Source organism: Rhizobium sp. CBN3 (assembly GCF_030518245.1).
GTDB lineage: Bacteria > Pseudomonadota > Alphaproteobacteria > Rhizobiales > Rhizobiaceae > Rhizobium > Rhizobium aethiopicum_A.
The window spans coordinates 77,610-90,448 of record NZ_JAULSE010000009.1; the positions used below are offsets into that span (position 1 = coordinate 77,610).

Below are 12,839 nucleotides of genomic sequence, written 5' to 3' on the forward strand. Positions count from 1 at the left end.
TCTCCGCCATCAAAGCGTAAGAAAACCCGCCGTCAGTTCAATGACGGCGGGTTTTGCATGCTTGGGAGGAGATGGAATTAGCGGGCAGCGACGGCCTGCAGACCGCGGCGTGCGTCGATCGAATAGGCACCGGCACCGACGGTGGCGAGCAGGATGTAGGCGCCGGCCAGCGTGATGTTCTTCATGACCATGATCTGGTTGAGGATGTTCACGAGTTCCGTGCCGCTTGCGTAGGGCAGATGGAAGGCAACGCCCGTGAAGACACAGAAGCCGGCGAGCAGCCAACCGGCAATGCGGACCTGGAAGCCTGCGAGAACCGCTAGGCCGGCCAGCAGTTCGAAGAGGCCTGCGACATAGGCCAACAGGGTTGCTGCCGGCAGGCCGGCACCGGCGATCATGCCCGCTGTACCGGCAGGATCGGTTAGCTTCATGAAGCCGGAGAGGATGAACATGAAAGACAGAAGAATGCGGGCAATCAGGATGATGGCGTTCGACATGGATATTGTCTCCGTTTGAAGGGCTCTGGAGATCTTGGTGCCCCGGCACGCTGTGGATCTCTGATATCCCTATCTCGCCTATTTCTTCTGTAATGGAAAGATAAACAGAAGGGGACAGTTCGTTCAATAATATGGAACGACGCCCTCGCTTGCTTTTCCGGAGTCTGGTCTCCTATGGTCGGCTGATAACATGGAGTCTCTTATGGCAGATCTTTCCGCATTTCCGATCACTACGCGCTGGCCGGCGAAAAACCCCGACATCATCCAGCTTTATTCCCTGCAGACGCCGAACGGGGTGAAGGTATCGGTCGCCCTCGAAGAGCTCGGGCTCCCCTACGAGCCGCACTATATTTCCTTTGCCGCCAACGAGCAGAAGTCGCCGGAATTCGAATCCCTCAATCCGAACGGCCGCATTCCGGCGATCATCGATCCGAACGGGCCTGGGGGAAAGCCGATCGGCCTGTTCGAATCCGGTGCCATCCTGCTCTATCTTGCGGAAAAGACCGGCAAGCTCATCCCTGCCGATGCTGCCGGCCGCTATGAATGCATCCAATGGGTGTTTTTCCAGATGGCTGGCATTGGCCCGATGCTCGGTCAATTCGGCCATTTCTACAAATTCGCCGCCGACAAGGTCGCCAATAATTCCTATCCGGTGGAGCGCTACCGCGATGAATCCAAACGGCTGCTCGGCGTGCTCGAAGGCCGGCTGCAGGGCCGCCAATGGATCATGGGCGATCAATATACGATCGCCGACATCACCACTTTCACCTGGATTCGCGGCGCCGACATCTTCTATGGCGGCCGTGAGATTCTCGAATATGCGAAATTCCCCGCCGTCTCCGATTGGCTGGAGCGCTGCATCGCCCGTCCGGCAAGCACCAGAGGCCTCAACATTCCTATCAAACCGGAGTAACGGACGATCCGCCGGACAATGCAAAAGGCCGCCCTGCCGCCCGGCCACTAACGTGGAATCGTGAGGACCATCTTAAGCAAAACCCCAATAACGCTGGTGGTCGGGCATTACTCATGCCGGAGATTTCCTCAGACATTCAAGGCGGCTTCGATTGCCTGTCCCTTCCGGGGAGTGAACGTCAACCTTTGCAAGAACCCGCATCGGCCGAAATTCGGGATCGCCTCAGATGTGGAGGATCGGCGCGATAGGTCAACCGGAATAAGCAACCCCGTATCAAGGGAGCGATCCGCTTCGGCTGGCGACCGCAATCACGGCGGCATTCGGTCGAGCCAGACTTTTTTGACGCTGGCTTCCACAAATCGCAGATGGCGATGACTCTTTTCACCTCCTTGAACCGTCGTTGTTGCGACCGTCGTCGAGCGGTCGAATGAACGAGGACTGAGAAATGGATCTGGAAGGAAAGCGAATTGTGGTCGTCGGCGGGAGCCGCGGCTTGGGGAGTGGACTTGCCGAGGCATTCCTTGCTCGCGCGGCCGAAGTCACCGTGGTCGCCCGAAACGCGACGGCTGTGCAGGGGCCGGCTGAGCAACTGGCCGTCACCGCCATATCGGCCGATGCAACTGATGCCGACGCGGCGTGGCGGATCATGGAGCAGACGCGACCTGATGTCGTCATCATGAATGCCGGTGCGAAACCGCCCATGGAGCGGATCGACCGGATTGGCTGGGAGGCATTCACGACCAACTGGAATGTAGACGTCAAGGCCGCGCTGCATTGGGTACAGGCTACCCTGACCTTGCCAATGGCGCCGGGCGGGCTCGTCGTGCTGGTCTCCAGCGGAGCCGCCGTGCAGGGGTCGCCGCTATCGGGAGGTTATGCCGGCGCCAAGCGCGCGCAGTGGTTCATTGCAAAATATGCCGACGACTTGTCGGCGGAACTCGGCCTGGGTTTGCGGTTCCGGGTCATCGTTCCCCGGCAGATGTTCGTTGGAACTGGTGTGGGCGATACCGGAATCGGGGCCTATGCTGCGAAGGCGGGTCGTACATTTGCCGAACAGGCCGCCACCTGGCCGGACATGACGCCGCGGGCTTTCGGTGATACGGTCGCCGAACTGATCGGCGATTCCGGCCTCGCTGAGGCCATGGTCTATGCCGTGCGTGGGGATACGGGTGTGACGGTCATCGAATGACGAAAGACCCAGCTCTGGGGACTGAAGAGAGGAAAACTCTGCTTGCAGACCTGGCCAGGGAAGCGGACGCGCTTCGCCCCCAACTGCATCGTTATGCTGCTCGTCTGGTGGGTTCGGTGATCGACGGCGAGGACGTGGTTCAGGACGCGTTTGCCAGGGTATTTGCGACCGCTGGCTCGATCCCAACGGGCACGCCGCTGCGACCGTGGCTATTTCGCATCGTCCACAATCGAGCCATAGATGCCCTGCGCCAGCGCGGTACGCGCCGGTCGGAGCCGCTTGAGATGGCCTTTGATCTGGCCGATATCAGCGCCGTCGGCCCGGAGGACGCGCTGATCCGGCGGGACACGGTGCGGGTCGCCCTGGGTCATTTTGCAGAATTGCCGGTGCCGCAACGCAGCGCGGTGATCCTCAAGGATGTGTTGGGGGAGTCGCTTGCGGATATCGCATCGCTGCTGGAACTGAGTGTCGATGCCGTCAAGGCCCATCTGTCGCGCGGTAGGGCGAGATTGCGCGCGATCTCCGACGTGCGGTCCGAGGTTGCGCCGTCGCCAAGTCCCGAGGCCCTGAACTTTGCAGCGCTCTTCAACGCTCAAGATTGGGACGCGCTACGTCGCTTGCTGGCAGACGATGTTCGGCTTCGCCAGGCGCGACGGCCGGAAATCTCCGGTGCCGCCGACGTCGGTCGATTTTTCACCTATTATGCCGAATATCCGCGGGTCAGGGTCGAACCGGCCTGGCTGGAAGGCCGGGAAATATTCCTGGTATCGGCCGAACCATCGGCCGGTCCTTCCTATTTCATGCTACTCGAGTGGCGGGAGCGAAAGATAAGCCTGATCCGCGACCATCGCTACGCGACCTATGTCATGGATGGTGCTGATGTCATACCGGCCGAATCGCAGTAACCGATACTCGTTTACGTTAGTGGCTGAGCCCTGAGGCGGCCTTTATCTCGCGTCGCCGGTCTTATTGCCGGCTCGTGATCTGCCTTGCGCCTTCGAGCTTGAAGCGAGGAAAGATGAAGACGCCGGTCATGCTGCCGCTGTATTTCTCCTCGAGCCCGTTCGACTCGCCCATGCAGAACAGCGGCTGGCGCAAGCCATTCGGCATGATGATCGTCGTTGAAAAGCAGAAGGAGGAGCAGTGCGTTGCCGCCTGCTCGAACAGTTCCAGCACGCGGGCGCGATCCTTGCTATCGTAGCAGCGGATCAGGTTCAGCAGCCCGCATTCCTCGGCGGTGAGGCCGTGCAGCATCGCGCTCCATTTGCCGAGACGGATCAGCCCGCTCGAAAAATCTCCGGTCCAGCTTTCGGAAACCGACAACTGCGCCAGCATCTGGTGATTTTGATGGTTGTCGTTCATCGAGCCGGTCATCAAAGGCACGGCTGCATTGGCTTTGGCGATCTTAAACAAGGCGTTCCCCAGTTCGGATGCGGCTCCTCCGCCGCACGCACGTCAAACACAAGAAACAGGATCATGTAGCAGCGGACATTATGTCCGCGCCGGCATTCGCCGCTCATCGCCACAGCCATCGGGCTTCCGAAACGGAGCCTTCAAACCGAACGTTCTGGCGTCGCTTTTTCGCGCTCCGGCCTCGTTTGAGGGCGAAAATTATCGCCGGGGCGCACGTCAATTGCTGCGCGGATTTATAGGAGCTTTTAAACAAACGGCAATGCCTTTTTCAGAGACGGTTCGGCCGCTATTTTCTAGAGGCTCCCGCATTCCGCCCGGCCGTTTCGCCGGAAAAGCAGCAAGAATCGCTGTTTTTGGCACTTCAAAGACATTTTCACCCGATGGTGCACAGCAGACGACGCCATGATCCGACCTCCTCCACCCGTTTTCCGGGATTGAAAATAAGCGGTGACGCAAGCTTGACGAAAGCTTCGAGGTCGGCTGACGCGCTGCACGGCATAAAATAGTGCGCAACGGATCGAATCGCAGCAGCCAAAAGAAAAGAGCGACCCGGGGGCCGCCCTTCCTGTCCAGTTTCATGGACGATGTGCGAAAGGCCTTTGGCCTATCACATCATGTCCATTCCACCCATGCCGCCCATGCCGCCCGGCATAGCCGGAGCGTCCTTCTTCGGCAGCTCGGCGATCATGGCTTCGGTGGTGATCAGCAGCGATGCGACGGAAGCGGCATCCTGCAGGGCGGTGCGAACGACCTTGACCGGGTCGATGATGCCCATGCCGATCATGTCGCCATATTCGCCGGTCTGGGCGTTGTAGCCGTAGTTGTCCTGATCCTTGTCGAGGATCTTGCCGACAACGATCGAAGCTTCGTCACCTGCGTTTTCAGCGATCTGGCGGGCCGGAGCCTGCAGAGCGCGGCGAACGATGTTGATGCCGGCTTCCTGGTCGTCATTGATACCCTTGGAGGTGATCTTGACGGAAGAGCGCAGCAGGGCAACGCCGCCGCCCGGTACGATGCCTTCCTGAACGGCAGCGCGCGTCGCGTTGAGGGCGTCGTCGATGCGGTCCTTCTTTTCCTTGACTTCGACTTCCGTCGAGCCGCCGACCCGGATGACGGCAACGCCGCCGGCGAGCTTGGCAAGACGTTCCTGCAGCTTCTCGCGGTCGTAGTCGGAGGTGGTTTCTTCGATCTGCGCCTTGATCTGGGCAACACGGCCTTCGATGTCGGACTTGGCGCCCGAACCGTCGACGATCGTGGTGTTTTCCTTGGAGATCGAGACCTTCTTGGCACGGCCCAGCATGTCGAGCGTGACGCTCTCGAGCTTGATGCCGAGGTCTTCGGAGATGACGGTGCCGCCGGTCAGGATGGCGATGTCTTCGAGCATGGCCTTGCGGCGGTCGCCGAAGCCAGGCGCCTTGACGGCAGCGATCTTGAGGCCGCCACGCAGCTTGTTGACGACGAGCGTAGCAAGAGCTTCGCCTTCGACGTCTTCAGCGATGATGAGGAGCGGCTTGCCGGTCTGGACGACGGCTTCGAGAACCGGCAGCATCGACTGCAGGTTCGACAGCTTCTTCTCGTGGAGGAGAATGAAGACGTCTTCGAGGTCGGCGATCATCTTTTCCGGGTTGGTGACGAAGTAGGGGCTGAGGTAGCCGCGGTCGAACTGCATGCCTTCGACGACTTCGAGTTCGGTTTCGGCGGTCTTGGCTTCTTCAACCGTGATGACGCCTTCGTTGCCGACCTTCTGCATGGCTTCTGCAATGTCGAGACCGACCTGACGTTCGCCGTTTGCGGAGATCGTGCCGACCTGGGCGACTTCTTCCGAGGTGTTGATCTTCTTGGCCTTGGCCTGAAGATCCTTGACGACTTCGGCAACGGCGAGATCGATGCCGCGCTTCAGGTCCATCGGGTTCATGCCGGCGGCAACGGCCTTGGCGCCTTCGCGAACGATCGCCTGGGCGAGAACGGTTGCAGTCGTGGTGCCGTCACCGGCGATGTCGTTGGTCTTCGAAGCGACTTCGCGGACCATCTGGGCGCCCATGTTTTCGAACTTGTCTTCGAGTTCGATTTCCTTGGCGACCGAGACGCCGTCCTTGGTGATGCGCGGAGCGCCGAAGGACTTGTCGATGATGACGTTACGACCCTTCGGGCCGAGCGTGACCTTCACTGCATCGGCGAGAATGTCGACGCCGCGCAGCATCTTTTCGCGCGCGGTGCGGCCAAACTTGATTTCTTTAGCTGCCATGTTTGTGACTCCTGAATTCGATTTGTTCGGGCAAGAAGCCCATCAGCCATTTCGGGAAAGCGGATCGGCCGATCAGCCGATGATGCCCATGATGTCGGCTTCCTTCATGATCAGAAGGTCTTCGCCGTTGATCTTGACTTCAGTGCCGGACCACTTGCCGAACAGAACGCGGTCGCCAGCCTTGACGTCGAGCGCCACGACCTTGCCGGACTCGTCACGAGCGCCGGAGCCGACGGCGACGATTTCGCCTTCCTGCGGCTTTTCCTTGGCGGTGTCGGGAATGATGATGCCGCCCTTGGTCTTTTCTTCGGACTCGACGCGACGAACGACGACGCGGTCGTGAAGCGGACGGAAATTGGTGCTTGCCATTGTCTAATCCCTCGATCGAATGACATTCGCGGACCGGAGCGGTCCACATGGATAAGTGTTAGCACTCCTCTAAGGTGAGTGCTAGCGCTCGAGCATTTAGGGATGGCTCCGAGAGGAGTCAATGAGAGCAATCACGAATTTTTGTGCCGGAATTGTGAAGAGGCGACGAATTATCGGAGATTGCCGCCGAAATCTTGTCCGGCCTTTGCGTTTGGCAACGTCGCAGGACCTTGCCGTCCGCTCTTGCTGGGGACTGCCGGAGGGTCTTGTCTGTCAAGGTGAAGAGAAAATGCCTTGCCATCGCCTTGCGCCTTTGCAATGTCACCGGTGACTGAAGCAAATCGGGAAATCGGAATGGCCAGGCGGATAGAAAACTTCTCGCAGATATCAGCTCACTACGACGTGGTGCTCTGCGACGTCTGGGGCGTGGTTCACAACGGCGTCGATCCGTTTCCAAAGGCTGCCGCCGCCCTTCAAGTGGCGCGTGAGAGCGGCCTTGCCGTCGTGCTGATCACCAATTCGCCGCGCCTTTCCTGGCAGGTGGTCGAGCAGTTGCGCCATATCGGGGTCCCCGACGGCGCCTATGATCGAATCGTCACCTCGGGCGATGTCACCCGCGGGCTGATCTCCGAGGGGCCGAAAACGGTCTTTCTGCTCGGCCCCGAGCGCGACAAGGCGCTTCTCGAAGGCATAGGCGTCGAGCGCCGGCCGGCGGGTGAAGCGCAATCGCTCGTCTGCACCGGCTTTTTCGACGACGAGACCGAGAAGCCCGAGGATTACACTGACATGCTCCTCGATTTCCAGGCGCGCGACGTGCCGATGATCTGCGCCAATCCCGATCTCGTCGTCGAGCGCGGCCATCGCATCATCCCCTGCGCCGGCGCCATGGCCGCCTATTACGAGCAGCTCGGCGGCAAAACCCGCATTGCCGGCAAGCCGCACCGGCCGATCTACGAAGCGACGCTTTCGGCCGCCCGCGAGCTTCGCGGCGAATTTTCCACCGACCGCGTGCTGGCGATCGGCGACGGCATGCCGACGGATGTGCGCGGGGCCTTGAATTTCGGCCTCGATCTTCTCTACATCAGCGGCGGTATCCACGCCAAGGAATACACCTTGAACGGTGAGACCGACGAGGCGATCCTCAACGCCTATCTCGATCGGGAGAAGGCTGCGCCGAAGTGGTGGATGCCGCGCCTTGCATGAAGAGAAGCCAGCCGATGACCGTCTTCCACCGCAATGAAACCCGCGAACCCTTGCCTGCCCATCTCAAGGGCGGGGTCATTGCCATCGGCAATTTCGACGGCGTCCATCGCGGCCATCAGTCGGTGCTGAACCGCGCGCTCGAGATCGCCAAGGCGCGCGGCATTCCTGCCCTGGTGCTGACCTTCGAGCCGCATCCGCGCACGGTGTTCCGGCCGCAGACGCCGGTCTTCCGCCTGACGCCCGCGCCGCTCAAGGCCCGCATCCTGGAAACCCTCGGTTTCAATGCGGTCATCGAATATCCCTTCGACTATGAATTTTCGCAGCGCTCGGCCGACGATTTCATCGATTCGATCCTGAAGGATTGGCTCGCCGCCTCCGAAGTCGTCACCGGCTTCGATTTCCATTTCGGTCGCGGTCGCGAAGGCGGTCCTGCCTTTCTGATGAATGCCGGCCAGACCTATGGTTTCGGCGTCACCCTGATCGACGCCTTCCGCGACGAGAACGCCGACGTCGTCTCTTCGAGCCACATCCGGGCGCTGCTGAAGGACGGTAATGTCAGCGAAGCCGCCGGCATGCTGGGCTACCGCTATACCGTCGAAGCCGAGGTGATCGACGGCGAAAAGCTCGGCCGCCAGCTCGGTTTTCCCACCGCCAACATGCGCCTGCCGCCCGAGGCCGAACTCGCCGCCGGCATCTACGCGGTCCGCTTCCGCCGCCAGGACGGAACGCTCCATGATGCCGTCGCCAGCTACGGCCGCCGGCCGACCGTCACCGAAAACGGCGCGCCGCTGCTCGAAACCTATCTATTCGATTTTCACGGCGATCTCTACGGCCAGCTCTGCGCCGTCTCCTTCTTCGGCTATATCAGGCCTGAACTGAAATTCGACGGCCTCGATCCGCTCGTCGCCCAGATCAAGCGCGACGAGGCAGAGGCGAGGGCGCTGTTGGCGGGCGTCGTGCCGCTCGGCGAACTCGATCGGAAACTGTGTTTCGCCTGAGTTCGTCACAGCTCGGGATATTCCGCATAGGCGGAATCGGCCCTGACCTGGATTGCCCGGCCTGCGATTTCTTCTCTTCCTTTTCCCGGCAAAAACGCCTATGAACCGGCGCTATGACGAAATTTCGGCTGGCGATCACGATACGAATTATCGGCCCGGCCTTCCGCGCGCGCTAAGCGGCCGGGAGGTCCGGGTTTTCGGCGCTTGCGAGCAGGCGCTTCCGCCGCCACCTATTTTCACGTCCGTTGCGCCCCTCCCTGGGCCGCCAGAAACGATTGTCACACATGACCGAAACAGCCGAAAAGATCGATTACTCGAAGACCCTCTATCTGCCTGAAACCGATTTCCCGATGCGCGCCGGTCTGCCGCAGAAGGAGCCGGAGCTCGTTGCCCGCTGGCAGAAGATGGACCTCTACAAGAAACTGCGCGCCTCAGCCGCCGGTCGCGAGAAATTCGTCCTGCATGACGGCCCGCCCTATGCCAATGGCAACATCCATATCGGCCATGCGCTGAACAAGATCCTCAAGGACGTCATCAACCGTTCGTTCCAGATGCGCGGCTATGACGCCAATTATGTGCCCGGCTGGGATTGCCACGGCCTGCCGATCGAATGGAAGATCGAGGAGGAGAACTACCGCGCCAAGGGCAAGGCCAAGCCTGATCTGACCGAGCCGTCGGCGATGATCGAATTTCGCCGCGAATGCCGCGCTTATGCCGAGAAGTGGATCAAGGTCCAGGGCGACGAGTTCCAGCGCCTCGGCATCGTCGGCGACTTCGAAAACCCGTATCTGACGATGAACTTCCATGCGGAAAGCCGCATCGCCGGTGAACTCCTGAAGATCGCTGCAAGCGGCCAGCTCTACCGCGGCTCCAAGCCGATCATGTGGTCGGTCGTCGAGCGCACCGCGCTTGCCGAAGCCGAGGTCGAGTACCACGACTATGAGAGCGACACGATCTGGGTGAAATTCCCGGTCGCGAAAGGGCCTGACGGCGTCAAGGACGCCTTCGTCGTCATCTGGACGACTACGCCATGGACGATCCCCGGCAACCGCGCGGTCGCCTATTCCTCACGCGTAGCCTATGGCCTTTACGAAGTCACGGCTGCCGAGAATGATTTTGGCCCGCGTCCGGGCGAGAAGCTTGTTTTCGCCGACAAGTTGGCTGAGGAATCCTTTGCCAAGGCGAAGCTGCAGTACCGGCGCCTAGCCGATGTCACGGCTGCCGATCTCGCCGGCATGGCCTGCGCACATCCGCTCAAGGGCCTGGAAGGCGGTTACGAATTTGTCGTGCCGCTGCTCGAAGGCGACCATGTCACTGACGATGCCGGTACCGGTTTCGTGCACACCGCACCCAGCCACGGCCGCGAAGACTTTGACGTCTGGACGGCGCATGCCCGTGAGATCGAGGCGCGCGGCATCGAGACCAAGATCCCGTTCCCGGTCGATGACGGCGGCTTCTACACCGCTGACGCTCCCGGCCTGGAAGGCGCACGTGTTATCGACGACAATGGCAAGAAGGGCGATGCCAATGATCGCGTCATCAAGGCGCTGATCGAACTTAACGCACTCTTTGCCCGCGGCCGTCTGAAGCATCAGTATCCGCATTCCTGGCGTTCGAAGAAGCCGGTGATCTTCCGCAATACGCCGCAGTGGTTCGTCTATATGGACAAGACCCTGCCGGATGGGACGACGCTGCGCAGCCGGGCCCTCGGCGCGATCGACGACACCCGCTTCGTGCCGGCCGCTGGCCAGAACCGTCTGCGTGCGATGATCGAGCAGCGCCCGGACTGGGTTCTCTCGCGCCAAAGAGCATGGGGTGTGCCGATCTGCGTCTTTGTGGATGAGCAGGGCGAGGTCCTGAAGGACGAGGCCGTCAACCAGCGCATCCTCAATGCCTTCGACGTCGAGGGCGCAGACGCCTGGTTTGCCGAAGGCGCCAAGGAGCGTTTCCTTGGTAACGAGCATGATCCGGCCAAGTGGACGCAGGTCATGGATATCCTCGACGTCTGGTTCGACTCGGGCTCGACGCACACCTTCACCCTGGAGGACCGCCCCGACCTGAAATGGCCGGCCGATCTCTATCTCGAAGGGTCCGACCAGCATCGCGGCTGGTTCCATTCCTCGCTCTTGGAATCGGCTGCCACCCGCGGCCGCGCCCCTTACGAAGCCGTTCTCACCCATGGTTTCACCATGGACGAGAAGGGTGAGAAGATGTCGAAGTCGAAGGGCAACGTCACAGCGCCGCAGGAAGTGATGAAGGATGCCGGCGCCGACATCCTGCGTCTCTGGGTCATGACCTCGGACTATGCCGATGATCTCCGCGTCGGCAAGACGATCATCCAGACCAATGTCGATGCCTATCGCAAGCTGCGCAACACCATCCGCTGGATGCTCGGAACGCTCGCCCACGACAAGGGCGAGGTCATTGCGCTTGCCGATCTGCCGGAGCTGGAGCAGCTGATGCTGCACCGTCTCTCCGAGCTCGATCAGCTCGTGCGCGAGAACTATGATGCCTTCGACTTCAAGAAGATCGCCCGCGCATTGATCGACTTTGCCAATGTCGAGCTCTCGGCCTTCTACTTCGACGTTCGCAAGGATGCGCTCTATTGCGATGCGCCCTCCAGCATGCGCCGCCGCTCGGCGCTCTATGTCATCCGCATGATCTTCGATTGCGTGGTGACCTGGCTTGCGCCGATGCTGCCGTTTACGACGGAAGAGGCATGGCTCTCGCGCAATCCCTCGGCCGTCTCGGTGCATCTGGAGCAGTTCGCCCCGGTCGCAAAGGAATGGCGCAACGATGCGCTGGCAGAAAAGTGGAGGAAGATCCGCGCGATCCGCAGCGTCGTCACCGGCGCGCTTGAAATCGAGCGCAAGGACAAGCGCATCGGTTCCTCGCTCGAGGCGGCTCCGGTCGTGCATGTCGCCGACGCGGCGCTTCGCAAGGCGCTCGAGGGCCAGGATTTCAGCGAAGTCTGCATCACCTCTGGCATCACGATCAAGACGGATGCCGGCCCGGCCGACGCCTTCCGCCTGGCCGAGGTGCCTGACGTCGCCGTCGTGCCGAAGCTTGCCGAAGGTGTCAAATGCGCCCGTTCCTGGCGCATCACCACCGATGTCGGTTCCGATCCGGATTATCCCGACGTCTCGGCGCGCGACGCCGCCGCCTTGCGCGAACTCGGCATCCGCGCCTGAAGATATTTGCCGGGTGAATTGCCTTTGAGGCGTTCATCCGGTAAAAGCTGCCTGAAAATGGCCGGATTTTTGCGTCAGGGGGACGGTTGTCCGGTAGGGCGACGATTGCACCGGTGGCTGGAAGGGTTTTCATGTTCGCAACGCATTGGTTCCGTGTAGGCGCCTGCCTGTCTGTTGTCATGGCGGGATGCTCCCTTGTGTCCGGCTGCGCCAGCAGCCCGACCTACGGCACCGACAAGACCGCCATGGAGCAGCTGACCGACGACCTCGGCCAGTCCGTGTCGCTGACCGGACCGGAACCGAAGAATAAGGGCGTCAAATATACGCCGCGTCCGACGCTGGTGCTGCCGGCCGAGGGCCAGCGCGAAACCCTCATCGCGCCGCAGCCGACGGTGGCCAACAAGGACAACCCGCAATGGCTTGAATCGCCGGAGGAGACCCGCGCCCGCCTCGTTTCCGAGGCTGACGCCAATTCGGACAATCCGAATTACCGCTCGCCGCTGGCAAGCTCCGCCATCGAAGGCGGCCGGCGCACGACCGAAGCCCAGACCCAGGCCTATCGCGAGGCCCGCGCCCTGCAGAAGGGCTCCTATGTCGATCAGCGCCGCTATATTTCCGATCCGCCGCCCGGTTACCGCACCGTCGACGACCCGGCAAAGCTCGACGACGTCGGCGAGCCCGAGCTCAAGAAGCAGAAGAAGCGCAAGAAGGATGCGGCGATCGCCAATTCCGGCAAGCAGTGGTGGAACTTCCTGCAGTAGCGGTTTGTCGACCAGCCCCTCATCGGCTGGCGCTCACCCCTCCCCAACCCCTCCCCACAA

The 12,839-nt window shown here is 61.1% G+C and carries 12 protein-coding genes; 7 read left to right on the plus strand and 5 right to left on the minus strand.

All coding sequences use genetic code 11. The annotated features are described in order from the left end of the window. Positions 1 to 77 precede the first annotated feature (77 nt). The gene (locus QWJ46_RS15400) at positions 78 to 497 is read right to left on the minus strand and encodes a DoxX family protein (protein WP_085777104.1); all 420 of its coding nucleotides are present in this window, start codon (positions 495 to 497) and stop codon (positions 78 to 80) included. Between the two features lie 202 nt (positions 498 to 699). Here QWJ46_RS15400 and QWJ46_RS15405 point away from each other — a divergent pair, with 202 nt between their 5' ends. The 3 genes from QWJ46_RS15405 (at position 700) to QWJ46_RS15415 (ending at position 3,504) form a co-directional block, all read left to right on the plus strand. After that, entirely contained in the window at positions 700 to 1,410 is a 711-nt protein-coding gene (locus QWJ46_RS15405) for a glutathione binding-like protein (RefSeq protein ID WP_302751970.1), read from the plus strand. A 445-nt stretch (positions 1,411 to 1,855) separates the two neighbouring features. After that, entirely contained in the window at positions 1,856 to 2,599 is a 744-nt protein-coding gene (locus QWJ46_RS15410) for an SDR family NAD(P)-dependent oxidoreductase (RefSeq protein WP_302751971.1), read from the plus strand. Next, positions 2,596 to 3,504, plus strand: a complete 909-nt coding sequence (locus tag QWJ46_RS15415; RefSeq protein ID WP_302751972.1) for a sigma-70 family RNA polymerase sigma factor — start codon at positions 2,596 to 2,598, stop codon at positions 3,502 to 3,504. Before QWJ46_RS15410 ends, QWJ46_RS15415 begins: the two co-directional genes overlap by 4 nt. A gap of 61 nt (positions 3,505 to 3,565) precedes the next feature. On the opposite strand, the gene QWJ46_RS15420 is transcribed toward QWJ46_RS15415, so the two are convergent. The 4 genes from QWJ46_RS15420 to groES all read right to left on the minus strand — a co-directional run bounded on the left by QWJ46_RS15420 (position 3,566) and on the right by groES (position 6,626). Beyond that, positions 3,566 to 4,012, minus strand: a complete 447-nt coding sequence (locus QWJ46_RS15420; RefSeq protein ID WP_302751976.1) for a hypothetical protein — start codon at positions 4,010 to 4,012, stop codon at positions 3,566 to 3,568. 216 nt (positions 4,013 to 4,228) lie between these two features. Beyond that, positions 4,229 to 4,591, minus strand: a complete 363-nt coding sequence (locus tag QWJ46_RS15425) for a hypothetical protein (RefSeq protein WP_302751977.1) — start codon at positions 4,589 to 4,591, stop codon at positions 4,229 to 4,231. A gap of 28 nt (positions 4,592 to 4,619) precedes the next feature. Continuing rightward, a complete protein-coding gene (groL, locus tag QWJ46_RS15430; protein WP_302751979.1) occupies positions 4,620 to 6,257 on the minus strand; it encodes a chaperonin GroEL in 1,638 nt (545 codons plus the stop codon). A gap of 72 nt (positions 6,258 to 6,329) precedes the next feature. Then, positions 6,330 to 6,626, minus strand: coding sequence for a co-chaperone GroES (gene groES, locus QWJ46_RS15435; RefSeq protein ID WP_004675403.1), 297 nt, complete (start codon positions 6,624 to 6,626; stop codon positions 6,330 to 6,332). A 354-nt stretch (positions 6,627 to 6,980) separates the two neighbouring features. On the opposite strand from groES, the gene QWJ46_RS15440 reads away from it, so the two are divergent. The 4 genes from QWJ46_RS15440 (at position 6,981) to QWJ46_RS15455 (ending at position 12,779) form a co-directional block, all read left to right on the plus strand. Further along, a complete protein-coding gene (locus tag QWJ46_RS15440) occupies positions 6,981 to 7,829 on the plus strand; it encodes a TIGR01459 family HAD-type hydrolase (protein ID WP_302751990.1) in 849 nt (282 codons plus the stop codon). A 14-nt stretch (positions 7,830 to 7,843) separates the two neighbouring features. Further along, positions 7,844 to 8,827 (plus strand): bifunctional riboflavin kinase/FAD synthetase, encoded by a 984-nt coding sequence (locus tag QWJ46_RS15445; RefSeq protein WP_184455195.1) that lies wholly within the window; start codon positions 7,844 to 7,846, stop codon positions 8,825 to 8,827. Positions 8,828 to 9,111: 284 nt separating this feature from the next. After that, positions 9,112 to 12,018, plus strand: coding sequence for an isoleucine--tRNA ligase (gene ileS / locus QWJ46_RS15450; RefSeq protein WP_302751991.1), 2,907 nt, complete (start codon positions 9,112 to 9,114; stop codon positions 12,016 to 12,018). 131 nt (positions 12,019 to 12,149) lie between these two features. Further along, on the plus strand, positions 12,150 to 12,779 hold the full coding sequence (locus QWJ46_RS15455; protein ID WP_064800815.1) for a hypothetical protein: 630 nt from the start codon (positions 12,150 to 12,152) through the stop codon (positions 12,777 to 12,779). The last annotated feature ends 60 nt before the right edge of the window (positions 12,780 to 12,839 follow it).

Coding starts and splice junctions, on each gene's coding strand:
- QWJ46_RS15400 (WP_085777104.1), bottom strand. CDS start 497: ATGTCGAACGCCATCATCCTGATTGCCCGCATTCTTCTGTCTTTCATG.
- QWJ46_RS15405 (WP_302751970.1), top strand. CDS start 700: ATGGCAGATCTTTCCGCATTTCCGATCACTACGCGCTGGCCGGCGAAA.
- QWJ46_RS15410 (WP_302751971.1), top strand. CDS start 1,856: ATGGATCTGGAAGGAAAGCGAATTGTGGTCGTCGGCGGGAGCCGCGGC.
- QWJ46_RS15415 (WP_302751972.1), top strand. CDS start 2,596: ATGACGAAAGACCCAGCTCTGGGGACTGAAGAGAGGAAAACTCTGCTT.
- QWJ46_RS15425 (WP_302751977.1), bottom strand. CDS start 4,591: ATGAAACTGGACAGGAAGGGCGGCCCCCGGGTCGCTCTTTTCTTTTGG.
- groL (WP_302751979.1), bottom strand. CDS start 6,257: ATGGCAGCTAAAGAAATCAAGTTTGGCCGCACCGCGCGCGAAAAGATG.
- groES (WP_004675403.1), bottom strand. CDS start 6,626: ATGGCAAGCACCAATTTCCGTCCGCTTCACGACCGCGTCGTCGTTCGT.
- QWJ46_RS15440 (WP_302751990.1), top strand. CDS start 6,981: ATGGCCAGGCGGATAGAAAACTTCTCGCAGATATCAGCTCACTACGAC.
- QWJ46_RS15445 (WP_184455195.1), top strand. CDS start 7,844: ATGACCGTCTTCCACCGCAATGAAACCCGCGAACCCTTGCCTGCCCAT.
- ileS (WP_302751991.1), top strand. CDS start 9,112: ATGACCGAAACAGCCGAAAAGATCGATTACTCGAAGACCCTCTATCTG.
- QWJ46_RS15455 (WP_064800815.1), top strand. CDS start 12,150: ATGTTCGCAACGCATTGGTTCCGTGTAGGCGCCTGCCTGTCTGTTGTC.